The sequence below is a fragment of the Pseudomonas eucalypticola genome (assembly GCF_013374995.1).
GTDB classification, from domain to species: domain Bacteria; phylum Pseudomonadota; class Gammaproteobacteria; order Pseudomonadales; family Pseudomonadaceae; genus Aquipseudomonas; species Aquipseudomonas eucalypticola.
Window position 1 is genome coordinate 3721863 of the sequence record NZ_CP056030.1, and the last position, 25024, is coordinate 3746886.

At 64.8% G+C, this 25024-nt stretch carries 22 protein-coding genes and 2 pseudogenes; 10 read left to right on the forward strand and 14 right to left on the reverse strand.

Annotation, left to right across the window (positions count from 1 at the left end):
• The first annotated feature begins 284 nt into the window (after nucleotides 1–284).
• On the forward strand, nucleotides 285–1193 hold the full coding sequence (locus HWQ56_RS16500) for a MurR/RpiR family transcriptional regulator (RefSeq protein WP_176571182.1): 909 nt from the start codon (nucleotides 285–287) through the stop codon (nucleotides 1191–1193).
• Between the two features lie 49 nt (nucleotides 1194–1242).
• Here HWQ56_RS16500 and HWQ56_RS16505 read toward each other — a convergent pair whose 3' ends face one another.
• Together HWQ56_RS16505 and ercA are read right to left on the reverse strand one after the other, a co-directional pair.
• On the reverse strand, nucleotides 1243–2565 hold the full coding sequence (locus HWQ56_RS16505; RefSeq protein ID WP_176571183.1) for a hybrid sensor histidine kinase/response regulator: 1323 nt from the start codon (nucleotides 2563–2565) through the stop codon (nucleotides 1243–1245).
• Nucleotides 2549–3712, reverse strand: coding sequence for an alcohol dehydrogenase-like regulatory protein ErcA (gene ercA / locus HWQ56_RS16510; RefSeq protein WP_176571184.1), 1164 nt, complete (start codon nucleotides 3710–3712; stop codon nucleotides 2549–2551). The genes HWQ56_RS16505 and ercA overlap by 17 nt, the downstream gene beginning before the upstream one ends.
• A gap of 178 nt (nucleotides 3713–3890) precedes the next feature.
• Between ercA and HWQ56_RS29280 the strand changes: the two genes are divergently transcribed.
• Complete coding sequence (locus tag HWQ56_RS29280) at nucleotides 3891–4022, forward strand: hypothetical protein (RefSeq protein ID WP_267903673.1); 132 nt, start codon at nucleotides 3891–3893, stop codon at nucleotides 4020–4022.
• 43 nt (nucleotides 4023–4065) lie between these two features.
• The gene (locus tag HWQ56_RS16515) at nucleotides 4066–4731 is read left to right on the forward strand and encodes a response regulator (protein WP_176571185.1); all 666 of its coding nucleotides are present in this window, start codon (nucleotides 4066–4068) and stop codon (nucleotides 4729–4731) included.
• 612 nt (nucleotides 4732–5343) lie between these two features.
• On the opposite strand, the gene HWQ56_RS16520 is transcribed toward HWQ56_RS16515, so the two are convergent.
• A complete protein-coding gene (locus HWQ56_RS16520) occupies nucleotides 5344–6666 on the reverse strand; it encodes a putative bifunctional diguanylate cyclase/phosphodiesterase (protein WP_176571186.1) in 1323 nt (440 codons plus the stop codon).
• Nucleotides 6667–6855: 189 nt separating this feature from the next.
• Here HWQ56_RS16520 and HWQ56_RS16525 point away from each other — a divergent pair, with 189 nt between their 5' ends.
• The 4 genes from HWQ56_RS16525 to HWQ56_RS16540 all read left to right on the forward strand — a co-directional run bounded on the left by HWQ56_RS16525 (nucleotide 6856) and on the right by HWQ56_RS16540 (nucleotide 9620).
• Entirely contained in the window at nucleotides 6856–7518 is a 663-nt protein-coding gene (locus tag HWQ56_RS16525) for an HAD family hydrolase (RefSeq protein WP_158158955.1), read from the forward strand.
• A 282-nt stretch (nucleotides 7519–7800) separates the two neighbouring features.
• Nucleotides 7801–8520, forward strand: coding sequence for a DUF899 domain-containing protein (locus HWQ56_RS16530; RefSeq protein ID WP_176571187.1), 720 nt, complete (start codon nucleotides 7801–7803; stop codon nucleotides 8518–8520).
• A 58-nt stretch (nucleotides 8521–8578) separates the two neighbouring features.
• Nucleotides 8579–9061 carry a GNAT family N-acetyltransferase gene (locus HWQ56_RS16535; protein WP_176571188.1) on the forward strand — a complete coding sequence of 161 codons (483 nt, stop codon included), beginning with the start codon at nucleotides 8579–8581 and terminating at the stop codon, nucleotides 9059–9061.
• A 40-nt stretch (nucleotides 9062–9101) separates the two neighbouring features.
• Nucleotides 9102–9620, forward strand: coding sequence for a YbhB/YbcL family Raf kinase inhibitor-like protein (locus tag HWQ56_RS16540; RefSeq protein WP_176571189.1), 519 nt, complete (start codon nucleotides 9102–9104; stop codon nucleotides 9618–9620).
• 57 nt (nucleotides 9621–9677) lie between these two features.
• On the opposite strand, the gene eutC is transcribed toward HWQ56_RS16540, so the two are convergent.
• The 3 genes from eutC to eat are packed head-to-tail and all read right to left on the reverse strand — an operon-like array spanning nucleotide 9678 to nucleotide 13260.
• Entirely contained in the window at nucleotides 9678–10478 is an 801-nt protein-coding gene (gene eutC / locus HWQ56_RS16545) for an ethanolamine ammonia-lyase subunit EutC (protein WP_176571190.1), read from the reverse strand.
• A 10-nt stretch (nucleotides 10479–10488) separates the two neighbouring features.
• A complete protein-coding gene (locus tag HWQ56_RS16550; protein ID WP_176571191.1) occupies nucleotides 10489–11883 on the reverse strand; it encodes an ethanolamine ammonia-lyase subunit EutB in 1395 nt (464 codons plus the stop codon).
• Between the two features lie 15 nt (nucleotides 11884–11898).
• Entirely contained in the window at nucleotides 11899–13260 is a 1362-nt protein-coding gene (eat, locus tag HWQ56_RS16555; RefSeq protein WP_176571192.1) for an ethanolamine permease, read from the reverse strand.
• Nucleotides 13261–13593: 333 nt separating this feature from the next.
• Here eat and qhpR point away from each other — a divergent pair, with 333 nt between their 5' ends.
• Nucleotides 13594–14649: an AraC-like transcriptional regulator QhpR gene (gene qhpR, locus HWQ56_RS16560; protein WP_176571193.1), complete on the forward strand. Its 1056-nt coding sequence runs from the start codon at nucleotides 13594–13596 to the stop codon at nucleotides 14647–14649.
• A 5-nt stretch (nucleotides 14650–14654) separates the two neighbouring features.
• On the opposite strand, the pseudogene HWQ56_RS16565 reads toward qhpR, so the two are convergent.
• Both HWQ56_RS16565 and HWQ56_RS16570 read right to left on the reverse strand, forming a co-directional pair.
• Nucleotides 14655–15149: pseudogene (locus HWQ56_RS16565) on the reverse strand (GFA family protein).
• A gap of 61 nt (nucleotides 15150–15210) precedes the next feature.
• Complete coding sequence (locus HWQ56_RS16570) at nucleotides 15211–16365, reverse strand: MFS transporter (protein WP_176571194.1); 1155 nt, start codon at nucleotides 16363–16365, stop codon at nucleotides 15211–15213.
• 303 nt (nucleotides 16366–16668) lie between these two features.
• Between HWQ56_RS16570 and HWQ56_RS16575 the strand changes: the two genes are divergently transcribed.
• Nucleotides 16669–18675, forward strand: a complete 2007-nt coding sequence (locus HWQ56_RS16575; RefSeq protein ID WP_176572418.1) for a mechanosensitive ion channel family protein — start codon at nucleotides 16669–16671, stop codon at nucleotides 18673–18675.
• Nucleotides 18676–19195: 520 nt separating this feature from the next.
• On the opposite strand, the gene HWQ56_RS29495 is transcribed toward HWQ56_RS16575, so the two are convergent.
• The 3 genes and pseudogenes from HWQ56_RS29495 to HWQ56_RS16585 form a co-directional block, all read right to left on the reverse strand.
• Nucleotides 19196–19801, reverse strand: a complete 606-nt coding sequence (locus tag HWQ56_RS29495; protein WP_425331971.1) for a methyl-accepting chemotaxis protein — start codon at nucleotides 19799–19801, stop codon at nucleotides 19196–19198.
• A pseudogene (locus HWQ56_RS29500) lies at nucleotides 19790–20557 on the reverse strand (PAS domain-containing protein); the annotation flags it as partial. The pseudogene HWQ56_RS29500 and the gene HWQ56_RS29495, both read right to left, overlap by 12 nt.
• Nucleotides 20558–20869: 312 nt before the next feature.
• On the reverse strand, nucleotides 20870–21793 hold the full coding sequence (locus HWQ56_RS16585; RefSeq protein WP_176571196.1) for a hypothetical protein: 924 nt from the start codon (nucleotides 21791–21793) through the stop codon (nucleotides 20870–20872).
• Between the two features lie 249 nt (nucleotides 21794–22042).
• Here HWQ56_RS16585 and HWQ56_RS16590 point away from each other — a divergent pair, with 249 nt between their 5' ends.
• Nucleotides 22043–22537 carry a DUF1003 domain-containing protein gene (locus tag HWQ56_RS16590; protein WP_176571197.1) on the forward strand — a complete coding sequence of 165 codons (495 nt, stop codon included), beginning with the start codon at nucleotides 22043–22045 and terminating at the stop codon, nucleotides 22535–22537.
• Nucleotides 22538–22598: 61 nt separating this feature from the next.
• Here HWQ56_RS16590 and HWQ56_RS16595 read toward each other — a convergent pair whose 3' ends face one another.
• The 3 genes from HWQ56_RS16595 to HWQ56_RS16605 are packed head-to-tail and all read right to left on the reverse strand — an operon-like array spanning nucleotide 22599 to nucleotide 25005.
• Nucleotides 22599–23471 (reverse strand): metal ABC transporter substrate-binding protein, encoded by an 873-nt coding sequence (locus HWQ56_RS16595; RefSeq protein WP_176571198.1) that lies wholly within the window; start codon nucleotides 23469–23471, stop codon nucleotides 22599–22601.
• 8 nt (nucleotides 23472–23479) lie between these two features.
• Nucleotides 23480–24340 carry a metal ABC transporter permease gene (locus tag HWQ56_RS16600; RefSeq protein WP_176571199.1) on the reverse strand — a complete coding sequence of 287 codons (861 nt, stop codon included), beginning with the start codon at nucleotides 24338–24340 and terminating at the stop codon, nucleotides 23480–23482.
• The gene (locus tag HWQ56_RS16605) at nucleotides 24340–25005 is read right to left on the reverse strand and encodes a metal ABC transporter ATP-binding protein (RefSeq protein ID WP_176571200.1); all 666 of its coding nucleotides are present in this window, start codon (nucleotides 25003–25005) and stop codon (nucleotides 24340–24342) included. Before HWQ56_RS16605 ends, HWQ56_RS16600 begins: the two co-directional genes overlap by 1 nt.
• Between the last annotated feature and the right edge of the window lie 19 nt (nucleotides 25006–25024).

Here is a 25024-nt window from a genome sequence, read left to right on the forward strand (position 1 = left end):
GCCCCGCGACCCGGCTGGATAGCGCCGGTGTCGTTTTCTTGAACTCCAGACTAGAACGCCTTTTCCATCGGATCAACTTTTTTTCTATAAATTTTTCATGCGGAATTTATTTTCCAATTCTGAACCGACATACTGTGTTTGAGCGTTTCTGGCCGGTTTGCCACGGGGACTGGACCTTTTGCTCAGGTTTTTTTCCGCGCCTACCCTGTAGACTGCCAGAGCCAGCCACCACCTGGGACCCGCATGTAAAAAGGGCCCGAACGAATACGCAGAAGGATACGACCATGTCCCGCCCTGATCAGCAGGCCACCCCCGAGCCGTCAGCCGCCAGCGCCCCGGCCAGCGCCGAGCAGCTGTTGCAACTGATCACCCGCGAATACGAGGGCCTGCCGCGCCAGCTCAAGCGCATCGCCAGCTACATGAGCCAGCAGAGCGACCGCATCATGGTGGACCGCATCAGCGACATCGCCGGCGAGTGCGAGGTACATCCATCGGCCATCGTGCGCTTTTCCCAGCGATTCGGCTTCAGCGGTTTCAGCGAAATGCAGTCCCTGTTTCGCGAGGCGTACACCCACAAGGCCACCCCCGTACAGAACTACCAGCAACGCATCCGCAACCTGATCGCCAACAAATCGCAGAAAGCCAGCGGCGCCGACCTGGCGCGCGAATGCATTGATGCCACCCTGTCGGGCATCGAGCGCCTGGGCGGCGAACTGGATGACAAAGCGTTCGAGAAAGCCGTGGACCTGGTAGTGAACGCCGAGAACATCTACGTGGTGGGCGTGCGTCGCTCGTTCGCGGTGGCCGACTACCTGGTCTATAACCTGCAGCACACCAACAAGCGCATCCACCTGGTGTCGGGCCTGGGTGGCAGCTACCGCGAGCAGATGCGCAGCGTGCGCCAGGGCGACCTGGTCATCGCCGTCAGCTTCACCCCTTACGGCAAGGAAACCCAGCACTGCCTGCGCATTGCCCAGCACCACCAGGCCAAGACCCTGATCATCACCGACTCCACCCTCTCGCCCCTGGCCAAACGCGCCAACAGCGTACTGCTGGTCAATGAGGGCAGCTCGTTCGCCTTTCGCTCGTTGAGCGCCACGCTGTGCCTGTGCCAGGCGTTGTTCATCGCGGTGGCGTACCGGCTGGAGCTGAAGGTGGATGAGATGCATGAGCAGGTGGGGTTTGAGGATTAGTACGATCGTGGCAGGCCACACGCCTCGCCAGCCGGCTGGTTGACAACCTTCATCCCAACAGCTGACTCAACACCGCCCGCAACTTCCCCGCTTTCACCGGTTTGTTCAGCACCGGCGCGCCCAACCGCTGCATCTGCCGCCGAAACGGGTCGCTGCGTTCGGCGGTGATCATGACCGCCGGGATCGCCAGGGCGTAGTGCTCACGCAGGCGCTTGATCACCTGGCAGCCGGTCACGCCGCGGTCCAGGTGGTAGTCGGCGATGATCAATTCCGGCGCGTGCCCGGCCAGCACCGCCATGGCCCCGGCCTCGTCCGTGGCGGTCAGCACCTGGCAGCCCCATTGGCCCAGCAGGTCGGCCATGCTGCGCAGGATGGCGGGCTCATTGTCCAGCACCAGCAGGCGCCGCCCCGGCAACGGGTTGCCCAGGCGCGGTTGCGTTGGCAGGGTGGCCAGCGGCGGGCGGGTTGCCAACGGCACCAGGATGCTGAACACCGAACCGCGCCCCGGGGTGGAACGCACCTGCACGCTGCTGTCGAGAATACGCGCGATGCGCTCGACGATCGCCAGCCCCAGGCCCACTCCCTTGCGCTGCGCAGCGAGGCCCACCTCCAGCTGGTTGAACTCCAGGAAAATGGCCTGCAACTGGTCCGGGGCGATGCCCCGCCCCGTGTCCCACACCTCGATACGCAGGTGCTCGCCCCGGCGGCGCGCCCCCAGCAGGATGCGGCCTTGCTCGGTGTAGCGGCAGGCATTGCTGAGCAGGTTGCGCAGAATACGCGTCAGCAACCGCAGGTCGGTGCACACGGCAAACTGCCCGCAGCGCAGGCTCAGCCCCAACCCGGCTGCCTGCGCCACAGGCTGGAATTCGGAAGCCAGCGGCGCCAGCACTTCCTCCAGGCGGTAGACCTCGACGTCCGGCTTTACCGCGGCCTGGTCCAGGCGCGAGATGTCGAGCAAATCGGTGAGCAGGTCCTCGGCGCCTTCCAGGGCCTGGTGGGTGCGCTCCACCAGGCCCTTCTCGGCCGCCGGCAAGGGCCGCTCGCGCAGGGTGGAAATCAGCAGGCGAGCCGCGTTGAGTGGTTGCAGCAGATCGTGGCTGGCGGCCGCCAGGTACTTGTCCTTGCTGAGGTTGGCCGCCTGGGCGGCATCACGGGCTTCGCGCAACTCCTCGGTGCGCTCACTGACCCGTCGTTCCAGCTCATCATTGAGCTGCTGCAAGCGCAGGGACAGCGCCTGGTAACGGTTGCGCTCGGTTTCCAATTCTTGCAGGCGCGCGGCCAGTTCCGGGTAATGGCTCTTGCGCACTGAGTGGTTGGTCAGCCCCAGCAGCCCGGCCAGGGCTTGCTGGCGTGGGTCAGAGGGCTTCGCCAAACACCACCTCGACGTCACGCTGGCTGGAATGGCGCGGGTTAGTGAGGATGCAGGGGTCATGCATGGCATGCTGGGACAGAAACGGAATGTCCGCCACCCGCACCCCATGCAACCCAAGGGTTTCGTGGAAACCGATGGCGTGCTTCAGCGCGATCAGATGGTCCACCAGGCGCTGACGAATCTGCGGATGGCTCAGCCCACGGCAGTCGATGCCGCAGGTCTGAGCGATCACCTGGAAACGCTCGGGGGCGGCGCTGTAATTGAACGCCACCACATGTTCGATCAGCACCGCGTTGCACAGCCCGTGGGGCAGGTCGAGAAACCCGCCCAGGCTGTGGGACATGGCGTGCACCGCACCCAGGATGGCATTGGAAAACGCCAGCCCCGCCTGCATGCTGCCCAGCATCACTTTCTCGCGTAACGCCAGGTCATGGGGGTTGGCGATCATTTGCACCAGGTGGCCATTGATCAGGCGAATGGCTTCCAGCGCATGGGGGTCGGTCAGTGGCCCGTGGCCGGTGGACACGAAGGCTTCGATGGCATGGACCAGCGCGTCGACGCCGGTGCAGGCCGACAGGAACGGGTCCATGCTCAGGGTCGTCTCCGGGTCGATCAGCGCCACGTCGGGCACCGCGCCCTTGCTGACGATGGAGATCTTCATGCGCTGTTCCTGATTCGACAGAATCACGAACTGCGACACGTCTGCCGAAGTGCCGGCGGTGGTCGGGATCAGGATCAGCGGCGGGCTGGGCACCCGCAAGGTGTCGACGCCTTCGAATTCGAGGATGTGGCGGTCATGGGCCACCACGATGCCGATGGCCTTGGCGCAGTCCATGGGGCTGCCGCCGCCCACCGCGACAATCACGTCGCAATGCTCGGCGCGGTAGCGCTCGGCGCCCTGCATCACTTCCTCGATACGCGGGTTGGGCGACACGCCACTGAACAACGCGTAATCGATACCTTCGGCAGCCAGGCTGGCCTCGACGTCCGCCACCCAACCAGCGTTGATGACACCGGGGTCGCTGACCAGCAGCACCTTGCGGGCACCGAAGTTCTTGGCGTAATTGGCGACGTGATGGCGGCAACCGGCGCCGAAGATGATCTCCGGCGAGACGAATTTGCGCAGTTGGCTGATGGCGGGGCTCATGGGCTGTTCTTCTGGCGGGGACAGTTGCGGTCAGGGTAAAGCATCAGCACTGCAATGCGCAGCCTGCCTGCGCCGTGCCGACTACTACTTTGGTACTGGCATGACGTGCCAAAGTAGCATAGGCAAAACGCCGCACCGCGCCTGTAATGCCCGCATAACTAGAAAGAGCCTGCCCGCCATGATTCGTGTTCTTGCCTCGCTGCTCTGCCAAGCCCTGGCCGGCCTTACGCTGGGCCTGCTGATCGCCACCCTGGCCCACGCCGCCAGCCCGTCCCCGGCCCCCCGTGCCAAGTGGGTCCGCGCCTTGTGATACCCTGTTCCAGGCCCGTTGCCCACAACAAGAATTTGCGCCCATGTACCGATTCCTGATTGCCGACGATCACCCGTTGTTCCGCGAAGCCATGGCTCGCGTATTGGTCGACGCCTTCGTCGGCTGCGAGGTGCTGGAAACCGCCGACCTGGAGACCACCCTGGCGATGAGCGGCGGCCACGATGACCTGGACCTGATTCTGCTGGACCTGAACATGCCCGGCATGCACGGGCTGGCGGGGCTGCTGACCCTGCGCAACCAGGCGCCGACCATCCCGGTGGTCATCGTATCCGCCGAGCAGGACAAGCAGGTGGTGCTGCAGGCCATCACCTACGGCGCCGCCGGCTTCATCACCAAGTCTTCGCCGCGCGCACAGATGACCACGGCCATCACCCAGGTGCTGGACGGCGATGTCTACCTCCCCGCCGACATCATCCGCAGCACCGCAAGCCGCCCTCCGCAACCGGGCACGGCGGTGCCGGGGTTGACGGTGGAACTGCTCGAGGCGCTGACCCGCAAGCAGTTGCAGGTGCTGGAGCGCATGGCCAAGGGCGAGTCGAACAAGCAGATCGCCTGGCACCTGGACATCGCCGAGACAACGGTGAAGGCCCATGTGTCGGCGATACTGCGCAAGTTGAACGTGCATAATCGGGTGCAGGCGATCCTGAGCGCGGGGGAGATCGACTTCAGCGCTTATCTTCGGCGGTGACAGCCGCGAAAAAGCTCACCTGCACCGGGTGGCCCTGACCCAATTCCAAGGCAAACAAACAAGGCGGTCGAGGTAATGGCACAGGCATAACTGGCCCGAAACAGATGTGGGACCGGGCTTGCCCGGGAAGCGCCGCGCGGGCGGCGCACGGTCTCAAGGGCGCCGGAAAAACCAAGGCATGCACCTGGCGGCCCTGACCCAATCCCCAGCCAAACCAACAAGGCGGTCCAGGCAATCCCACAGACATAACTGGCCCGAAACAGATGTGGGACCGGGCTTGCCCGGGAAGCGCCGCGCGGGCGGCGCACGGTCTCAAGGGCGCGACAACAACATCGACTAGCGCTTGGTGGCCATGATGAGATCTCCAGCGGGGCCCTAAAAGCCAGTCATGAAACCGCATCATGGCCTCTAGGTGCATGGCTTGGATTTCTCCTGCGCCCTTGAGACCGCGCGCCGCCCGCGCGGCGCTTCCCGAGCTTCGCCCGGTCCCACATCTGTTTCGGGCCAGTTATGCCTGTGCCATTGCCTGGACCGCCTTGTTTGTTTGGCTTGAGATTGGGTCAGGGCTGCCAGGTGCATGGCTCAAGGCTTCTGGCGCCTTTGCGACCGTGCCTATTGCGCTAACGGAAACACCCCGCTTTCGCTCCAGGCCAGGAACTGCCCTTCATCCATCGGCTTCGCGAAGAAATACCCCTGCGCCTCGTCGCAGCCAAACTCGCGGATCATCTGCAAGCAACGGAAGGTTTCCACGCCCTCGGCCACGGTGCGGTAGCCCAGTTCGCGGGCGAGGTTGAGGATGGAACGGGCGATCTTCTGGTAGCGCGGGTTGCCTTCGATGCCGGTGACCATGGATTGGTCGAGTTTGACCACGTTGGCGGGGATCTCGTGCAAGTAGGAAAAGTTACTGTAGCCAGAGCCGAAATCATCGATGGCCACGTCGATGCCCAAGGCGCGGATCTGTGCCAGCTCACCCAGCACCCGCGGGTTGGAACGCAGCCACTCGCCTTCGGTGATCTCCACTTCCAGGCGCTGGGGATCGATGCCGTGGGCATGGCATAGGCGCCGCAGGGTGCCGCTCACATCGTGGCCGTCGAAGTCCATGGGCGAGAGGTTGATGGACAGTTGGCCGAAGGTCTGGCCTTGCCATTGCGCCAGGCGGACCAGGGCGCTGTCGATGACCCAACGGGTCACCTCATGGATCATGCCGTTGCGCTCCAGCACCGGAATGAACTCGGCCGGCGACACCGCGCCCAGCCGCGGGTGCTGCCAGCGTAGCAGTACCTCGGCGCTGACCTGGGCGCCATCGGCGATGGCGAAGCGCGGCTGGAAACGCAGGCTCAGCTGCCCGTCGGCCAGGGCCTCGGCAATGTCGGCCAACAGGTAGAACGCGCGGCGGTAGGCGGCGTCACGCACCGGGTCGAACGGCGCCCAGCGCAGACCGGCCCGCAACGCCAGTTCACCCGCGTACATGGCCTTGCGCAGCACATCGCCCACGGCTTCGGTGTTCAACGCGAAATCGACGCTGCCTGCGCGCACCGTGGGGCGGATCGGCAGGCTATCCAACAGAATCGGCCTGCGCAGGCTGTCTACCAAGCCCTCGATGAAGGCCGGAAAGTCGTCACCGGTGGCGGCCAGCACGAAACCAAAGCGCTTGACCCCGATGTGGTACACCTGCACCACGCCGTCGAGCTGCTCATGCAGGCGCGAGGTGATGCAACGGATGATGTCCTCGAACGGCGCCAGGCCCATGGCCAGGGTCATGCCATGGGCCCACGCCATGTCCAATGCATCGACCAGCACCAGGGTGCGAGATTGCCCGGGATGCTGGCAGGCGAGTTTCTCCAGATCGGCGGCGAATTGCACACGGTCCGGCAACCGGCTGATGGGGTCCAACCGCGCGGTCGCAGGCGTCAGCGCATAAACGTCTTGTAGCATGGGCAACTCCTGGTGGCCCGGCCGTTGAAAAAGCCGGTCCTGAATAATAGCCAAACAACATCAGCCCTAAATTGATCGACAGCAATCGAGGGGCTGGCGCAATGCCTGACGCCTCAGGCAACACCTGCTAGGATGGCCCGCTCAATGCTTTCAGCCTGTGCATCTCGACCCCCTTGAATGGATATCGCCATGCTTACCGCCCTGCTCTTCGACCTCGACGGCACCCTCACCGACACCGACAAACTGCACCTGCTGGCCATCCAGCAACTGCTGGCCGAAGAGGGCCGGGATTTCACCGAGCATGACTTCGTGCTGCATTGCAGCGGCCGGGCCAACCCCGACATGTGCCGCAACCTGTTCCCCGACCGCTCGGTGGAAGAACACCAGGTGTTCGCCGACCGCAAGGAAGCGCGGTTCCGCCACCTGTCCCCGCAACTGGCGCCGTTGCGCGGCCTGCCCCGACTGCTGGACTTCGCCGACGCACAGGGTATTGGCATGGTGGTCGTCACCAACGCCCCACGCGCCAACGCCGACCACATGCTCGGCGCCCTGGGCATCGCCCCCCGCTTCAAGAGCGTGGTGGTCGCCGAAGAACTGCCACGGGCCAAACCCGATCCCCTGCCCTACCTCACCGGCCTGGAACGCCTGGGCGCCCAGGCGTCACAGGCCATGGCCTTCGAAGACTCTGTGCCGGGCCTGACCGCCGCCGTCAAGGCCGGCGTCTTCACCGTGGGCCTGACCACTAGCCAGAGCCGCGAAGCACTGCTGGCGGCCGGCGCGCACCTGGTCATCGACGACTTCGACGATGAACGCCTGTGGGAGGCCCTTCGGGAGCTGCAAGCGGCAGGCTGAAAGCCGCGAGCAGGCCCGGCGCGTCCCGCTTTCAGCTTACCGTTGCGCGTTGCAGCGCCACGGTAGCGGCCGGGACATCCCTTTCCTCGTGCGTAAAGGCGATGCTTCATGCCACCTGTCGGCGCTGCTGGCGCGTTCTTGAATGCTGTTCGTCGGTGGGCAATCTGCCATCAACGGAAGACGTGCCTCGCGCTGCCGCAGGCGTCCACAGGTCGGCCCAGGCAGGGAGCACCGCCGTTGGCTGGTATAACGGAAGGGTCGGTTTCCTTTGGAGTACCCGTCATGGACCACCCTGTCGTTTCCCGCGAACAATGGCTCGCCGCCCGCCTCCACCACCTCGAACACGAAAAAGCCCTGACTCGTGAACGTGACCGCCTGGCCCAGGAGCGGCGTGAGCTGCCGTGGGTGCTGGTCGACAAGCCCTACCATTTTCAGGGGCCCAACGGCTCGATGAGCCTGGCCGAGCTGTTCGGCGACCATAGCCAACTCATCGTCTACCACTTCATGTACGCCCCTGAATGGGATGCAGGCTGCACCGGTTGCTCGCTGCTCAGTGACCACCTGGATGGCCCCAACCAGCACCTGGCCCACAACGATGTGGCCGTGGTGGCCGTATCCCATGCGCCCCTGGCCCAGCTGCACGCCTACCGCGCCCGCATGGGTTGGCACTTCGACTGGGTATCATCATTGGGCAGCGACTTCGATGTGGACTTCCAGGTTGCCGCCAGCGACCAGCAGAAGGCCGACGGGCAGATGACCTACAACTACGAGCCCATGGAAGCCGCTGGCGAGATGCCCGGTTTGAGCGTGTTCTACAAGGACGACCAGGGCCGGGTGTTCCACACCTACTCCACCTACGCCCGTGGCCTGGACATGCTGGTCGGCGCCTACAACCTGCTGGACCTGACACCCAAGGGCCGCAACGAAGTGACGATCATGGACTGGGTACGGCTGCACGATGAATACGAAGGCGAGCCCCAGGGCGGATGCTGCCACCACTGACGGGGCTGTTGAGGCACAATAGGCGGCTACCCCTACATCGCCGCTCAGAGGAACCGCCGTGTCACTGAATATTCGCCCTGCCACCATCGCCGATGCCGAGCTGATCCTGGGCTTCATCACGGAACTGGCCATTTACGAAAAAGCCGAGCACGAGGTCATCGCCAGCATCGACGATATCCGCCACAGTTTGCAGGACCCGCTGGGCTATGCCCGGGCGCTGGTCGCCGAACTCGATGGCGAGGCCGTGGGTTTCGCCCTGTATTTCCTCAGCTACTCCACCTGGCTAGGGCGCAAGGGCATGTACCTGGAAGACCTGTACGTGTCGTCGAAGCACCGCGGTGTGGGCGCCGGCAAGGCACTGCTCAAGCGCCTGGCGCAGATCGCCCACGACAGCGGTTGCGGCCGCCTGGAGTGGAGCGTACTGGACTGGAACGAACCCGCCATCCAGTTCTACGAGTCGATTGGCGCCGCTGCGCAGCCCGAGTGGATTCGCTATCGCCTGGCCGGCGATTCGCTGAAAACTTTCGCCCAGGCCGACTGACTTCTAGACTGGCAGGCAACTGGATAAAAGGAGACGTTCCATGTTGCCTCGCGCGTTCACCCTGGCCCTGTGCCTGAGCCTGCCCTTGCTGGCTCAAGCACAAGCGGCCTTCACCCTGACCACCCCGGACGGTGCCGACAACGCCCTGCTGAGCCGGGCCAATGCTGCCAACACCGGCGACTGTGGCGGCGACAACGTGGCGCCGGCCTTGAGCTGGAGCAACGCACCGGCCGGCACCCGGAGCTTCGCCGTGGTGCTGCACGACCCCGATGGCCAGAAAGGCCTGGGGGTGGACCACTGGGTGCATTACGGCATTACCGGTGATGGCCTCGAGGGCAGCGCCGGAGGCCTGGGCGGCACCAACAGCAAGGGCCTGACCACCTACAGCGGGCCATGCCCGCCAGTGGGGGAGAACCCGCACCATTACGTGATACAGGTGTACGCCCTGGACCTGGCGCCCGATGCCCTACCGGCCGGGCTCACCCGCGAGGCACTGCTGGGGCAGATCAAGGGGCATATCCTGGGCAACACCAGTGTGGTGCGGCGGTACGGGCGCTGATACGGCGTGCCGAGCTTTGCCCCGACCGGGCGAAGCTCGGGACGCGGCACCCTATCGTCAGCCCAGCAGAAAATTCCCCGGGCCCGTCTCGCCCTCCAGCACCGGCACCTGCGCCTCATCCTTGAGGTTGACCCCCGACAACTGCCGCCGCCACGCTTCGCGCATCAGGTACAGCAGTTTGTGCGCGGCCATGGCGTAGCTCATGCCTTCGAGCCGTACGTTGGAGATGCAGTTGCGCGCGGCGTCGTTGAGCCCCGCCTTGGGCGCAAAGGTGAAATACAGCCCCAGGCTATCCGGTGAGCTCAGCCCCGGCCGCTCACCAATCAAGATCACCACCATGCGCGCGCCCAGGCGCTCGCCGATCTCATCGGCCACCGCCACCCGGCCCTGCTCCACCAGGCTCACCGGCGCCTGGCGCCAGCCCTCGGCGGCGGCCAGTTCATCGATGCGCTGCACCATCGGCAGGCTGTGGCGGTGCACCGCCAGGGACGACAGGCCATCGGCGATGACCACCGCCAGGTCGTAGCCATCGGGGTTCAACTGGCGGTGCTCATCCAGTTGCCGCGCCGAGGCCTCATCCAGCCGCCGGCCCAGATCCGGGCGCTGCAGGTACTGGTGGCGGTCGCTGGCGCCGCTGTGCAGCAGCAGGGTCTGGCCATTGAGCTGGGCGGCCAGCGCATCACGGTCGAACGGCGTATGCACGGCGTCCCGCGCTTGCGCATGGGCGTACTGGAAATCCAGCTGCGCGGCGGTCGGCAAACTGGTGCCGGCGCGCCCCAGGGCAATGCGCGCCGAGGTCAGGCTGCGCAGTGGCTGCCAGGGGTCGGCCTGGGCCGGTTGCTTGTGTTCGTCAGTCATCGCGTGGCCCTCACTTCAACTGCGCCAGTGCCTGGCGAAAGGCCGGTGGCAAGCCCTTGCCCAGCTGCAGGGTGCCGTCGCCCTGGGTCATGATCTGCATGCGCGCCAGCCAGTCCTCGAATTCCGGTGCGGGCCGCAGGCCCAGGGTCTTGCGGGCGTACAGGGCATCATGGAACGAGGTGGTCTGGTAGTTGAGCATGATGTCGTCGGAACCGGGAATGCCCATGATGAAGTTGATACCGGCCACCCCCAGCAGGGTCAACAGCATGTCCATGTCATCCTGGTCGGCCTCGGCATGGTTGGTGTAGCAGATATCACAGCCCATGGGCACGCCCAGCAGCTTGCCGCAGAAGTGGTCTTCCAGGCCGGCGCGGATGATCTGCTTGCCGTTGTACAGGTACTCGGGGCCGATGAAACCGACCACGGTATTGACCAGGAACGGCTTGAAATGCCGGGCCACGGCATAGGCACGGGCTTCACAGGTCTGCTGGTCGACACCGTGATGTGCATTGGCGGACAGCGCGCTGCCCTGGCCGGTCTCGAAATACATGAGGTTCTTGCCCACGGTGCCGCGCTTGAGGCTCAGGCCTGCCTCGTAGCCTTCACGCAGTAGCTCAAGGCTGATACCGAAGCTGGCATTGGCCGCTTCGGTACCGGCGATGGACTGGAACACCAGGTCCAGGGGCACGCCGCGCTCGATGGCGGCGATGGACGAGGTGACGTGGGTGAGCACGCAGGACTGGGTGGGAATCTCGTAGCGCTGGATCACACCGTCAAGCATCTTCAGCAGCTCGGTGATGGCGCTGAGGCTGTCGGTGGCCGGGTTGATGCCCAGCATGGCGTCACCGTTGCCGTACAGCAGGCCATCGAGCACGCTGGCGGCGATGCCGGCGGGATCGTCCGTGGGGTGGTTGGGCTGCAGCCGGGTCGACAGCCGCCCGCGCAGGCCCACGGTGTTGCGAAAGCGGGTGACCACGCGGATCTTCTGCGCCACCAGCACCAGATCCTGCACGCGCATGATCTTGGACACCGCCGCGGCCATTTCCGGGGTCAGGCCCGGCGCCAGGGCGCGCAGGCTGGCCTCATCGGCCTCGTCGCCCAGCAACCAGTCGCGAAAGCCACCCACGGTCAGGTGGCTGACCGGGGCGAAGGCCGCCACGTCGTGGCCGTCGAGGATCAGCCGGGTCACCTCGTCCGCCTCGTAGGGAATCAACGCTTCATTGAGAAAGCGCTTGAGCGGCACATCCGCCAGGGCCATCTGCGCCGCTGCGCGCTCGGCGTCGCTGCTGGCCGCCACCTCGGCCAGGTAGTCACCGGAACGCGCCGGGCTGGCCTTGGCCATCAGTTCCTTGAGGCTGTCGAAGCGCCACAGCTGGCCACCCGCGGTATGCACGAAACCACTCATTGCGTCACTCCTTTGTCATGCGTTGCTGGCCAGTGCCGCGCGGGCAGCGCCACGGCCCAGCACGATCCTGCAGAACACTGCGCCTGCAAGCATCAGGCCGGCGAACACGCAGGCGATCTGCCCGTTGAACCAGATCATCGCCACCAGGCACACCAGCGCCAATACCAGGGCGATGGCCGGTACTACCGGGTAGCCGGGGGCACGGAAGCTGCGTTCCAGGTTCGGCTCGGTCTTGCGCAGGCGGAACAGGCTCAACAGGCTGATGATGTACATCACGATAGCGCCGAACACCGACATGGTGATCATGGCGGCGGTCAGGCTCATGCCCTGCAGGTTGACCAGGCCGTCACTGAAGATCGAGGCGATACCCACCACGCCGCCGGCCAGGATAGCGCGGTGCGGGGTCTGGAAGCGCGACAGCTTGGCCAGCCCGGCGGGCAGGAAGCCGGCACGGGCCAGGGCGAAGAATTGCCGCGAGTAACCCATGATGATGCCGTGGAAGCTGGCGACCAGGCCGAACAGGCCGATCCACACCAGCATGTGCATCCAGTTGGAGTTGTTGCCCACCACGGTTTTCATCGCCTGGGGCAGCGGGTCGTTGAGGTTTGACAAGGCTTTCCAGTCGCCCACGCCACCGGCGAAGACCATGGTGCCGATGGCCAGCACCACCAGGGTGAGAATCCCCGAGATGTAGGCGCGGGGAATGGTTTTCTTCGGGTCCTTGGCTTCTTCGGCAGCCATGGCGGCGCCTTCGATGGCCAGGAAGAACCAGATGGCGAATGGGATGGCGGCAAACACACCGGACAAGGCGCCGAAGCTGAAGGTGTCGCTACCCGCCCAGCCGCCCAGTACGAAGTTGCTGAAGCTGAAGCCGGGGGCGACCACACCCATGAACACCAAAAGTTCCAGCACGGCGAGCACGGTGACGATCAGCTCGAAGGTGGCGGCGATGTTCACGCCGACGATGTTCAGGGTCATGAACACCACATAGGCACCGGCGGCGGCCCACTTGGGGTCCAGGCCCGGGAACTGTACGTTCAGGTAGGCACCGATGGCCATGGCGATGGCCGGCGGGGCGAACACGAACTCGATCAGCGTGGCCATGCCGGCGATCATCCCGCCGCCCACGCCGAAGGCACGCAGGCTGTAGGCGAACGGTCCACCCGCGTTGGGGATGGCAGTGGTCAGCTCGGTGAAACTGAAGATGAAGCAGGTGTACATCACCGCCACCATCAGCGTGGTCACCAGAAAGCCCAGGGTGCCGGCAGTGCCCCAGCCATAACTCCAGCCAAAGTACTCGCCGGAAATCACCAGGCCCACGGCGATGCCCCACAGGTGCAGGGTGCCCAAAGTCGGTTTGAGTTGCGTGCTGCTCATTGTGTCGTACCTTCGAGAGGATGCCTGGGCACCAGCTTATCGAAGCCTTCGCTTGCAAGACTTGACCGGTCAAAGCCGGTTTTCGTGCCCTGCGGTCAAGTTTGCCGGTGGGTGCGCAATGGCGGAGCACGCCCCAGGTGCTGTGCACCGAATCGGCACTCTTGGGGCAGGAGCGGGCCAGGAATGACGAGCAAGCAGTTACCGATCTTCCCACTGTGCAGCGGCCTGGACTATTGCGCCGGTCCCCAGAACGCTCTACCCCGGCGCGCTGTTGAACCCGGAACAACTCTTGCTTGAAGTTTTTTCATGATGAGCGCTGAAAAGGTAACCGCCATGACCCCGTCCCTGTTTTCCCCCGCCGCGCAACCAGGCTCGCGGGCGAACAACCGTGGGGTGCTGTCGGCCGCCGCCAATGGCCTGGACCACTTTATTACCCACCACGGCGGCGACCTGGACCGGGTGTTCGGGCACGCCGGCATCGACGCCGAGCAACTGCGCCACCCCACCCTGAGCCTCGCCCTGCCCAACTATTGCCAGGTGCTGGAAGAAGCCGCGCGCCAGACGGGTTGCGACAACTTCGGCTTGCGCTACGGCGAACAATTCAAGCCCCAGGCCCTTGGCCTGCTGGGCTACGTGGGGCTGTGCTCAGCCACCTTGGAGGAAGCACTGGTCAACTTCGCCGAGGCTTTTCCGTATCATCAGCACAGCACACTCATCCAGTTGGTGGACCAGGGCGAGTGTTACCGTTTCGACTACCAGGTGCGCCACGGCGCCATCCTGGAAAAACGCCAGGACGCCGAGTTGACCATGGGCATGGCCATGAACCTGGTGCGGCACGTACTGGGCCCGCGCTGGGCACCGCGCGAGGTACAGTTCGAGCATGCCCGGCCCATGGATTGGCAAGAGCACCGCGAGGTGTTCGACGCGCCAGTGCGGTTTGATCAACCCTGCAATGCCATCCTCATTCCCAAGCATGAACTGCAGGGCAAGCTGATGCCGGGCCATGACCCGGTACTGCTGATGCTGGTCAAGGATGCGATTCGGCAACTGGGTGAGGTGGATCTGGGGCCCGACTTGCTCGAACAGGCGCGCCAGATAATCCGCACGGTGTTGCACCAGGGCGAACCGGTGCTGGAACTGATCGCCGAACAGCTGGAGCTCACCGACTCCACCCTCCAGCGACGTCTGCGCGAGCATGGCTTGAGTTTCAGCCAACTGGTCGACCAGACCCGCCAGGCCCTGGCGCGCCAATACCTGCGCCAGCCGAACCTGTCCATCAGCGAATTGGCGCCGTTGCTGGGGTACTCGGAGACCAGCGCCTTTTCCCGCGCCTTCAAGCGCTGGTTCGGCGTCAGCCCGCGCCAGTGGCGCCAGAACAGCCTGAACTGATTCGGTCAGCGGGGTGTGACCAGCCCCAAACGCTCATGCCACTGGGCAATGGACTCTTCAGGGTAGCCCTGGAACTGCTTGTCCCCGGGCTTGGCATCCACCTCCACCCACGGCGCCTTGGAATCGAGCAGCAGGTGGGTATGCTCCGGTGGCACGGGCAAAGGCGTGTCGATGGCGCTGGCGAAGGGGTGAATCAGGTCTGGCCACTCGGGGCTGAACAGCCACAGCGCCGTGCCGCACTGGTTGCAGAAATGCCGTTCGGCGGTGCTGGCGTGGGCGCGGCTGTCGCCTTTCTCTTTCATTCGAGCATGATAGATGGAGATGTGCTTGCGGCCGGTCACGTGCAGTCACTTGGCATCGCCCCCCAGGTTGATGGCATAGCCGCCCCCGCCCTGGGTCTTGCGGCAGATGGAGCAGTAACAACGCTGGTACGGATACGGATGGGCGCTGTCGAGGCTGAACGCAACAGCGCCACAGTGGCAGGAACCTTCAAGCTTCATGGGTATGTCCCCCTGGGTGGTCAGGTGTCAGGACACTAGACCACCCCTGCGGATCCTGCGTTCACACCCGTGCCAGCACCCGACCACTGGCCGCGACGAAGCTCAGCAGCAGGACCATCACCCCCAGGGCCACCGCCAGGCTGCTGGCGTGGGCGATGAAACCAATGGCCGCGGGGCCGATGAGGATGCCAGCGTAACCCAGGGAGGTCATGGCCGGGATGGCCGCGCTTTGCGGCATGGTCTTCTGCCGGCCGACCGCGGTGAACAGCACCGGCACGATGTTCGAACACCCGGCGCCCACCAGGGCGTAGCCCAGCAGCGCCAGCGACCAGTCCGGCGCCAGAATCGAGAGGGCCAGGCCCAGCGCCGCCACCAGCCCGCCCATGATCACCACACGGGCGCCGCCCAGGCGCGTGACGATCATGTCGCCAGTCAGCCGGCCCACGGTCATGGTGCTGGCGAACGCGGCGTAACCGAGGCCCGCATAGCGGGGGTCCATGCCGTGGTCGCCCACCAGGAACACCGCGCTCCAGTCCAGCACCGCGCCTTCGGCCTGGAACACGATGAAGCACAGCACGCCCATGAACAGCACGATGCCCCGGGGCCGTGCGAACAGCGGGCCGGGCTCGCCATTGCCGAAGTTGAGCAGGTGCGGCGCCGCCGACAGCAGCCCCAGCACCGCCAGCGCGATCACCACCAGCACCGCCGGCAAGGGCGCCATGCCCAGGCTCAGCAAACCGGTCATGCCCGCCGCACCGGCGATGCCGCCGACACTGAACAGGCCATGAAAGCCGGACATCATTGCGCGACCGCTGGCACGTTCCACCAGCACGGCCTGGATATTCATGGCGCAATCCAGGCCGCCGAGGCCGGCACCGAACACGAACACCGCGCTCATCAGCAGCCAGGGGCTGGCGGCGGTGGCCAGCAGCGGCATCACCAGGCACAGCAAGGCGCCGGCGGCGAGGATCACCCGCCGGCAGCCCAGCCGCGACGTCAGGTAGCCGGCCACGGGCATGGTGATGATGGACCCCGCGCCCAGGCACAGCAGCAGCATGCCCAGCATCCCGTCGTCCAGGCCCGCCCGGGCCTTGGCCAACGGCACCAGCGGTGCCCAGGCCGACATGGTGAACCCGGCGATGAAAAAGGCCACGCGGGTGGAAAAGAATTCGTACTTGCCAGGCTCCGCCTGGACAGCCGTGGTACTGGAGGACATCGGAGACAGCCTTATCTCGCTGAACAAAGTCTGGCCTACCTTGGTGCCGCGAGGGCCAAAATGCAAGCGCGTGCGGTTGGCCGTGGTTCTGCGGGGGCCTGAGATCAAGGGGCGTTCGCACAGCGCTCGCTCTGGAGAATATCCCCGCCCCCTAGCGCCGAATACCTGTCTGCCCTCCCACAATCGCCACCCTCAATCAAGCAAGCGCCGAACTTGCGCGCCATTTGTCGATCAGTTTCAGGAGACCCCTGTCGGTAACCAAGGAGAAATCGGGTGTTATCCACGAAGGCCAAACCAATTCTGATGTGGGTTCTGGGCACGGTGCTCAGTGTCAACCTGGGGCTTGCCAGTGCCGCCACGGCCCCGGCGGCCGGTGCGCCGGCCAAGCCCGAGGTGCTGGTGCAGGGCGGGCTGCTGGGAGCGCTGTCATCGGGCATCGACGATGTACAGGACAATCTCGACCTGGACGGCCACCTGGTGGACAGCTGGCGGTTGCGCGCCGACCGCGCCGCCGACGAAGTCGGCAGCCTGGTGGACCAGCATGACGCCAGTTCCGCCCTGGGCATGGCCGGCGATTTCTCTATCCTGACCTTGTGCTGGGTGGCCATCTTCGGCAGCCTGAGCCTGCTGGGCCATCTGGTCGTCAAGCGCCTGGGCCGCCGCCGGTTCATCGTACAGCGGCCCCGGGTCCAAGGCTTGCTCAGCTACCTGCTGCCCTTTACCGCGCCAGCGCTGGTGAGCCTGCCATTGACCCTGACCATCAGCCATTACCTGGACGTGTCCGTGGCCCGCGCCCTGGCGCTGTGCCTGGCCTATGCCACCAGCAGTGGCCTGGTGTCGAGTTCCATCATCCTGTGCCTGATCGTGCTGTTCGATTCCGGCCACAAGCGCACCGCCGTGCGCATCCTGCGCCAGCGGGCGCCGCGGCGGTTATTCGTGATCGGCTTTCTCGCGGCCCTGGGTGACGCCCTCAACAGCCCGCAGATCGCCCGCCAACTGGGCGGCAACATCACCGCCAGCCTGGCGGTGGTGTGCGGCCTGCTGGCCACCCTGGCCTTCGCCGTGCTGGTGATTCGCATGCGCCGGCCGGTGGCGCACCTGATCCGCAACCGCTCGCTGAACCAGCGCCTGCACCACCGCGCCGTGCAGGAAACCCTGCGGATTTTCTCCGGGGTGTGGTACCTGCCGATTCTGCTGATGATCCTGGTGTCCATGGTGCACCTGATCGGCGCTGGTGCCGAAAGCCAGCGGGCCCTGCAGAGCGCCATGCTGACCACCCTGCTGCTGGTCGGCACAGTGTTCCTGAGTACGCTGTTGCAGCACCTGTTCCAACCGGGCGAAGCCGCACCACGCCAACGCGTGCGCCCCTATGTGGAATTGCTCCGCAACCTGGCCCATGCCCTGTCACGCATCGCCATGGCAGTGGCGTTCATCGAGCTGCTGGGACGGATCTGGGGCGTGTCAATCCTGGGCTTCGCGGCCAGGAACAGCCTGGGCCGGGCCATCAGCGACTCGCTGAGCAGCATCGGCCTGATCCTGCTGGTGACCTGGCTGCTCTGGGTGGTGATCGACACGGCCATCCAGGAAGCCCTCAAGCCCGCGGTGGGCAAGCGCGCCGGGCGCGAGCCCAGCACCCGGGTCAAGACCATCCTGCCCATGGTGCGCAACGCCATCAAGATCGTACTGGTGGTCATCTGTGCCATCACCACCATGGCCAACCTGGGCATCAACGTTGCACCGTTGCTGGCCGGTGCCGGGGTGGTGGGCCTGGCCATCGGTTTTGGCTCACAGCAACTGGTGCAGGACGTGATCACCGGGCTGTTCATCCTGATCGAGGACACCATCGCCATTGGCGACTGGGTGGTGCTGGACTCCGGTCACGCCGGCACGGTGGAAAGCCTGACCATCCGCACCTTGCGCCTGCGCGATGGCAAGGGTTTCGTGCACTCGGTGCCGTTCGGCCAGATCAAGGCGGTCACCAACCAGTCCCGGCAATTCGCCTATGCGTTTTTCTCGGTGCAGGTCAGCTACGACAGTGACATCGACACCGCGCTGGAACTGATCCGGGAGGCCGGGCGCTCCATCAGCGAAGACATCGTGCTCAAACACAACCTGCAGGGCCCGCTCCAGGTGTTCGGCGTGGACAAGATGGACCTCAACGGCATCTCGTTGACCGCCCAGTTCCGCACGATCTCCGGGGGCCAGTACGGGGTGAACCGAGCGTTCAACGAGCGACTGAAAAAACTCGTGGACCAGAGTGACAACGTGCGGTTTGCGCAGTACTCGCAGCCGATGCTGGCCGTCTCCTAGACAGGGGGCGGCTGACGCCCGTGCTTCGCCCAGCGGTTGAAGCGCGAGACCGCCCAACCAAATCTAAGGTTCTTTACGGATTGCCGGGAAAGTGGGTGGAGCCTTCAAGGATCTGTAGTGAACAAACAAGGCGGACCAGGTGATCTAACAGGCATAACTGGCCCGAAACAGATGTGGGACCGGGCTTGCCCGGGAAGCGCCGTGCGGACGGCGCTCGTTCTCAGCAGCGACACAACAACATCGCCTGGCACCTGGAAGCCCTGATGCGATCTCCAACCAGGAGCCCCGACGAACATCTGTCGGTCCTTCTTGCAACCACGCCAGGGCCACTAGGTGCATGCGTTGGTTTTTCCTGCGCCCTTAAAATCGAGCGCCGCCCGCGCAGCGCTTCCCAGGCAAGCCTGGTCCCACATCTGTTTCGGGCCAGTTTTGCCTGGGACATCACCTAGTCCGCTCTGCTTGCTCACTGTAGATCTGCGGTGGTGCGATAAATTTCCCAGCAATTCGTGAAGCACCAACGCTAAGCCTGCTCCCCGACAAAAATACTGACGGCCTCAACGGCGCGGCTGGCACCCTCGCAGATCTGCACGATCACCTGCCCCGCCTGGTCGGCCAGGGCCACGCTGCGCCCGGCTTGCTCACGCGTGGCTTCCATGCTGGCGATGGCCAGGCGGGTTTCCTGTTGAATACGGTCGATCATCGCGGAAATCTCCGCTGTCGAACCACTGGTACGCCCTGCCAGTTGCCGTACCTCGTCGGCCACCACCGCAAAGCCACGGCCCATGTCACCTGCCCGGGCAGCCTCGATCGCGGCGTTCAACGCCAACAGGTTGGTCTGGTCGGCGATGCCACGAATGGTATTGACGATGGCCGTGATCTGCTCGGACCGTTCACCCAATTGCGCCAACAGCTGCGCAGACTGGTCAATATCGCTGGCGATATCGCGCATCTGCCCGGCTGCCTGGTGGATGACCTCAGTGCCCTGCTCTGCCGCACGGCGGGTATCCGTGGAAATGTGATAGGCCCGTGCCGCGCTCTGCGCATCTGCGCGCTGTTTGACGATGCGGGCGGTGATATCGGACGCAAACTTCACCACCTTGGCCAAGCGCCCGCTGGCGTCGTACACCGGGTTGTAATTGGCCTCAAGCCATAACACCTGGCCCTGCTTGCCCAGGCGCTCGAACTGGCCGCTGAAGAACTCACCCTGATTCAGCCGCCGCCAGAAGTCCTGGTAGCCCTTGTCGCGCACCACGGCGGGCGGGCAGAAAAGGGCATGTGCCTTGCCCTTGATCTCGGCCAGGGTGTAGCCCGTCAGGGCGAGGAAGTTGGCGTTGGCGGTGATGATGCGACCGTCCGGTTCAAATTCGATCACCGCCATGGCGCGGTCGATGGCGTGCAGTTTGCCCTGAGCCTCGTTTTCGCACTGGACCCGTGCGGTGACGTCGGTGGCGAATTTGATGATCTTCTCCACCTGCCCCTGGCCGTTGCGTACCGGGTTGTAGCTGGCCTCCAGCCAGATCCGCCGTCCCGTGGCGTCTACCCGCTCGAACGTTTCGGCCACGAATTCACCAGCCTTGAGCCGCGCCCACAATTGGCTGTAGGGCGCACTCCGGGCGAACTCGGGGGTGCAGAACATGCGATGGTGCTGGCCCACCACCTGGTCGGCCCGATAACCGACGGTCTTGAGGAAGTTGTCATTGGCGCGCAGCACCACGCCATTGAGATCGAACTCGATCACGGCCATGGAGCGCTCGATGGCGGCCAGCAGGCTGGATTGCTGGGCGTTGTGATGTTCAAGGTCAGCGATGGCCTGGCGCAGGCCGGAATTGAATAGCATGGTCAGCGTCTCGTGTGCACAAGGTTGAGGTTGATGCTCGACCATGAGCAGACAGACGTACTTGTCGATCGCTGGCCCGCAAGCCACAGCAGCGTCGTGTCGGGTATTGTTGTTATTGGGCTCAATTGGACAGCATCTGAACGCAGCGATGTCAAAGTGCCAAGCCCTGAGGCAAATCCTATACAAGGCTTGTACAAATCTCAACGTTCATACCAAAAAAAGCCGCCCCTTACTGGCAAGGGGCGGCGGGTCAGGCGACAGCGGTAATCAGTGCATGAACAGCGCGATCAGGATGATCACAGGGATTGGCACACCGAGGAAAAACAGCAGTAATGAGCGCATGGTGATGCTCCTTGATTAACGAATGGGGGCGGTGGTGGAGTAGGTTTCGCTGTGCACCAGCACCACGGCGTCGCGGCGACGGCCACCGAAGGTAGCGGCCAGGCTGGCGAAGAACGCACCACACAGCAACGCTACGAACATCCACAGCGAGGTCCAGGCAGCCACTTTGGTGGCGGTATCAGCGGCTTTCTGAGCCGCTACCTTGGCGTCTTCCACAGCTTGGCGGGCCTGGCCATAGACCTGATCCACGCGCTGCTGCGCCTGTTCAGGGGTCAGGTTGGTACGCTGGCTGACCAGTTGCGCCAGGTAGGCACGGTCTTCAGCGCTCAACTGCCCGTTGTTGCTGATGGTGCGGGCGAATACGCGGGTGACCTGGGCGTGGGCAGCGTCATCGCTGACCGCGGCCGGACGGTCGTCACGGAACAGGGTGTCGACGAAGTAGCCGAACGGGTCGCTACCGCCGGAAGCCTGACTGCCCGCCGCGGCGCTGGCGGCGGTGACGGCGCCGGAGGCCATGCTGGCGCCTGCTTTCACGCCACCACCGACCACGCTGCTGACCGAGCCGAGCACCAGGGTAGCGGTGACCAGGGTTGCCACGGCCCAGGAGAGGAAGCCATGGGCGGTGTCGCGGAAATACACTTCGTCACCGTGCACAGTGGCCCATTTGACGCGCAAGCGCCCAGCCAGGTAGCCCCCCATGCCGGCGGCGATGATCTGCGTCACGGCCAGCCAGACGATCCCGGAAATGCCCAGGGTCTTGGCGCTGGCACCCTCCCCGGCCCACGGCGACACGGCCGAGAAGCCAAGGCCGAAGCCCAGCAGGATGAGAATCAGCGACAGCGCGGCGGCAGCGGCGGCCCCGGCGAAAATCGCTGCCCATGAAACACCCGAGTGGTTGGACCCCTCGGTAGCAGTGGCAAGTTCAGCTTGGGTAATCATTGTTGTGATGCTCCTGGCAAACAGTCGGTAAGGCATGCACTGGGGTTAGTGCAGCGGGCGTGCCAGCCAGGGCAAAAAACAATACCTTTACTATTCAATACGTTAGCGCGACGGCCTTTTGCGAGATCATGCAAAGTGCATGATAAGACCCTGTTGCGGCAGGCGTTCTGCATCCTGCGGGCTTCATGTTGGGGGAGCAGGCAGTGTGTTTAGATGGTCGGGTATCCCTCTGAAACGCTGGAGCTGTGCATGTCCACCCCTCTGAAAGACCACCTGCGCTTTCATCGCCCACACGACCACCTGAACACCACCTTTGGCAATGACACCTTCGCCCTGAAAGCCGAGGCGTTCGCCCGCTTCTTCGGCACGCCGACGTTTCTCGGCGCGCAGACCCTGGTGGTGGTGTTGTGGGTGGCGGCGAACATGACCGGGTTGGTGGCGTTCGATGTCTACCCTTTCATTCTGCTGAACCTGGCGTTCAGCCTGCAATCGGCCTACGCCGCGCCGTTGATCCTGCTGGCACAAACCCGCCAGGCCGCCCGCGACAAGGCCCAGTCCGACGCCGACGCCCTGCACCGCGAGGACCTGGCCAAGGCCAACATGGAGCGCCAGGAACGGGCGGAGCAGAACACGGCCCTGCTGTTGCAGTTGATGGAACAGAACACCGAGCTGACCGAAACCACCCGGCAATTGACCGAGCGCGTGGAAGCGCTGACGCGGCAAATTCACCAGAAGCTGGTGTAGCGCAACCATCCAGCGGACTTGGCCGCGTCGGTGGTGTACGCGGTGGGGCGTGGTAACGCAATCAATCCTTGAGGGCGTTGCCCAGGGTCTCGATGTTGGCGCGGTAGAAACCCAGGTAGGTGCTGGCCGGGCCGCTGGCGGTCAACGCATCGGAATACAAGGTGCCGCCGATGCGCGCGCCGCTTTCGTCGGCGATCTGGCGCAGCAGGCGGGCGTCTTCGATGTTCTCGATGAACACCGCCTTGATGTGGTCGGCACGAATCTGCCGGATCAGTGCCGCGACTTCACCGGCCGACGGCTCGCGCTCGGTGTTCAGGCCCTGGGGCGCCAGGAACTGGATGCCGTAAGCCTGGCCCAGGTAACCGAAGGCATCGTGGGAGGTGACGATGCGGCGGTGGCCTTCGGCCAGGCTGTCGAACGTCTGCCTGGCCACCGCCAACAGCGCGCGGATCTGCGCCACGTAGGCATCATGGTTACGCTGGTATTGGCTGGCATGGGCAGGGTCGACCTGGGTCAGCCCGCGCAGGATATTGCCGGCGTACACCTCGGCATTGGCCAGGCTGTTCCAGGCATGGGGGTCGGGCACGGTCTGGCCTTCTTCATCCAGGGTACGCGGCAGCACGCCCTGGCTGGCTTTAATGACCTTGGCGGTGGTTTCGCTGCTGGTTACCAGGCGGTCCAGCCAAGGCTCGAACGACAGGCCGTTCTCGATGATCAGGTCGGCCTGCTGCACATGGCGGGCATCGTCCGGCGAGGTCTCGTAGACATGGGCGTCCTGGTCAGGGCCCACCACGTTTTCCAGCTGGATGTAGTCGCCGCCGATCTGCCGGGTCATGTCGGCGAGAATACTGAAACTGGTCACCACCTTGACCTTGTCGGCGGCCTGGGCCAGTACGGGCAGCAATACGGACAACAGCACAATCAACACACGCATGATCAGACTCACTGGGGAATGGGCGAACCGTCACGGCGCAATACGCCATGCACCGGGCCGAACAGCACGGACAACAGGTAGCCGGCACCGGCCACCACGACAATCGCCGGACCACTGGGCAGCGACAGGTAATAGGACACCAGCAGCCCCAGCCATACCGACAGGCAGCCGAGGAGCGCCGCGCACAGCAACAGCACCGGCAAACGACGGCTCCAGAACCGGGCGGCGGTGGCGGGCAGCATCATCAGGCCCACCATCATCAGGGCACCGATGGCCTGGAAACCCACCACCAGGTTCAGCACCACCAGGCCCAGAAACAGGCCGTGGGCCAGCGGCCCGAAGCGGCTGACGCTGCGCAGGAACAAGGGGTCGAGGCTGTCCAGCACCAGCGCCTTGTAGATCAGCGCCAGCACGGCCAGGCTGCCGATGGCCACCCAGACCATGGCGTCCAGGGTGGTCTTGTCCACCGCCAGGGCCGAGCCGAACAGCAGGCCCAGCAAATCCAGGCGCTTGCCGGCCAGGCCCAGGATCAGCACACCAGAGGCCAGGGAAATGGGGTAAATGGCCGCCAGGCTGGCGTCCTCACGCAAGCCGGTGTTACGGCTGATCCAGGCTGCCAGCCCGGCCACCGCCAGGCCAGCGGTAAGGCCGCCCAGCGTCAGCGCCGGCAGCGACAGGCCGGCGATCCAGAAGCCGGTGGCCGCGCCGGGCAGTATGCCGTGGGCAATAGCGTCCCCGATCAGGCTCATGCGCCGCAGAACCAGGAACACCCCCAGCGGCGCGGCGCTGGCGGCCAGCAGCAGGCCGCCGAACAGGGCACGGCGCATGAAGGCGAATTCAACGAAGGGTTGCCACAGGTGCGCAAGCATCAGGCCACCTTGCGCAGGCTGGCGCCAGCAATCAGTTGTGCGCTGTGGTCCAGGCGGCAGCCCTCGGGGGCGATCAACAGGCATTGGTCGACGCGCTCGCGCACCGCGGCCAGGTCATGACACACCAGCACCAGGGTACGACCCTGGTGGTGCCATTGCAGCATCTGCTGCCATAGCAAGCTCTGGCTGGCCTCATCGAGGCTGGCGTCCGGCTCATCCAGCAACAACAGCGGCGCCTCGGTCAGGCTCAGGCGCGCCAGTAGCGCGCGTTGCAGCTCGCCCCCGGACAGCGCCTGCAAATGGCGCTTTTCCAGGCCATTCAAGCGCCAGTCGTCCAGGGCCCGCGCCAAGCGCACCCGACGCTCGCCGCGCGACAGCCGGCTGCCCCAGAACCCGGCGCTGACCAACTCGCCCAGGCTGATGGGAAATTGTCGGTCGATGGCCTGCTGCTGCACCAGGTAGCCAATGCCACCGGTGCGCGCCGCGACCTGCAGCGTGCCTGCCAATGGCCGCTGCAGGCCGGCGATGCACTTGAGCAGGCTACTCTTGCCACAGCCATTGCCGCCGATCACCGCCGTGAAGCTGGCGGCGGGCAGGTGCATGTCCAGGGGCGGCGTCAACGGACGCGCGGCCGGTCCCCATTGCAGCTGTTGACAGGTAATCATCGGCGGCCTCCTGAAACGA

Coding starts and splice junctions, on each gene's coding strand:
- HWQ56_RS16500 (WP_176571182.1), top strand. CDS start 285: ATGTCCCGCCCTGATCAGCAGGCCACCCCCGAGCCGTCAGCCGCCAGC.
- ercA (WP_176571184.1), bottom strand. CDS start 3,712: ATGAGCCCCGCCATCAGCCAACTGCGCAAATTCGTCTCGCCGGAGATC.
- HWQ56_RS29280 (WP_267903673.1), top strand. CDS start 3,891: ATGATTCGTGTTCTTGCCTCGCTGCTCTGCCAAGCCCTGGCCGGCCTT.
- HWQ56_RS16515 (WP_176571185.1), top strand. CDS start 4,066: ATGTACCGATTCCTGATTGCCGACGATCACCCGTTGTTCCGCGAAGCC.
- HWQ56_RS16520 (WP_176571186.1), bottom strand. CDS start 6,666: ATGCTACAAGACGTTTATGCGCTGACGCCTGCGACCGCGCGGTTGGAC.
- HWQ56_RS16525 (WP_158158955.1), top strand. CDS start 6,856: ATGCTTACCGCCCTGCTCTTCGACCTCGACGGCACCCTCACCGACACC.
- HWQ56_RS16530 (WP_176571187.1), top strand. CDS start 7,801: ATGGACCACCCTGTCGTTTCCCGCGAACAATGGCTCGCCGCCCGCCTC.
- HWQ56_RS16540 (WP_176571189.1), top strand. CDS start 9,102: ATGTTGCCTCGCGCGTTCACCCTGGCCCTGTGCCTGAGCCTGCCCTTG.
- eutC (WP_176571190.1), bottom strand. CDS start 10,478: ATGACTGACGAACACAAGCAACCGGCCCAGGCCGACCCCTGGCAGCCA.
- HWQ56_RS16550 (WP_176571191.1), bottom strand. CDS start 11,883: ATGAGTGGTTTCGTGCATACCGCGGGTGGCCAGCTGTGGCGCTTCGAC.
- eat (WP_176571192.1), bottom strand. CDS start 13,260: ATGAGCAGCACGCAACTCAAACCGACTTTGGGCACCCTGCACCTGTGG.
- qhpR (WP_176571193.1), top strand. CDS start 13,594: ATGACCCCGTCCCTGTTTTCCCCCGCCGCGCAACCAGGCTCGCGGGCG.
- HWQ56_RS16570 (WP_176571194.1), bottom strand. CDS start 16,365: ATGTCCTCCAGTACCACGGCTGTCCAGGCGGAGCCTGGCAAGTACGAA.
- HWQ56_RS16575 (WP_176572418.1), top strand. CDS start 16,669: ATGTGGGTTCTGGGCACGGTGCTCAGTGTCAACCTGGGGCTTGCCAGT.
- HWQ56_RS16585 (WP_176571196.1), bottom strand. CDS start 21,793: ATGATTACCCAAGCTGAACTTGCCACTGCTACCGAGGGGTCCAACCAC.
- HWQ56_RS16590 (WP_176571197.1), top strand. CDS start 22,043: ATGTCCACCCCTCTGAAAGACCACCTGCGCTTTCATCGCCCACACGAC.
- HWQ56_RS16595 (WP_176571198.1), bottom strand. CDS start 23,471: ATGCGTGTGTTGATTGTGCTGTTGTCCGTATTGCTGCCCGTACTGGCC.
- HWQ56_RS16600 (WP_176571199.1), bottom strand. CDS start 24,340: ATGCTTGCGCACCTGTGGCAACCCTTCGTTGAATTCGCCTTCATGCGC.
- HWQ56_RS16605 (WP_176571200.1), bottom strand. CDS start 25,005: ATGATTACCTGTCAACAGCTGCAATGGGGACCGGCCGCGCGTCCGTTG.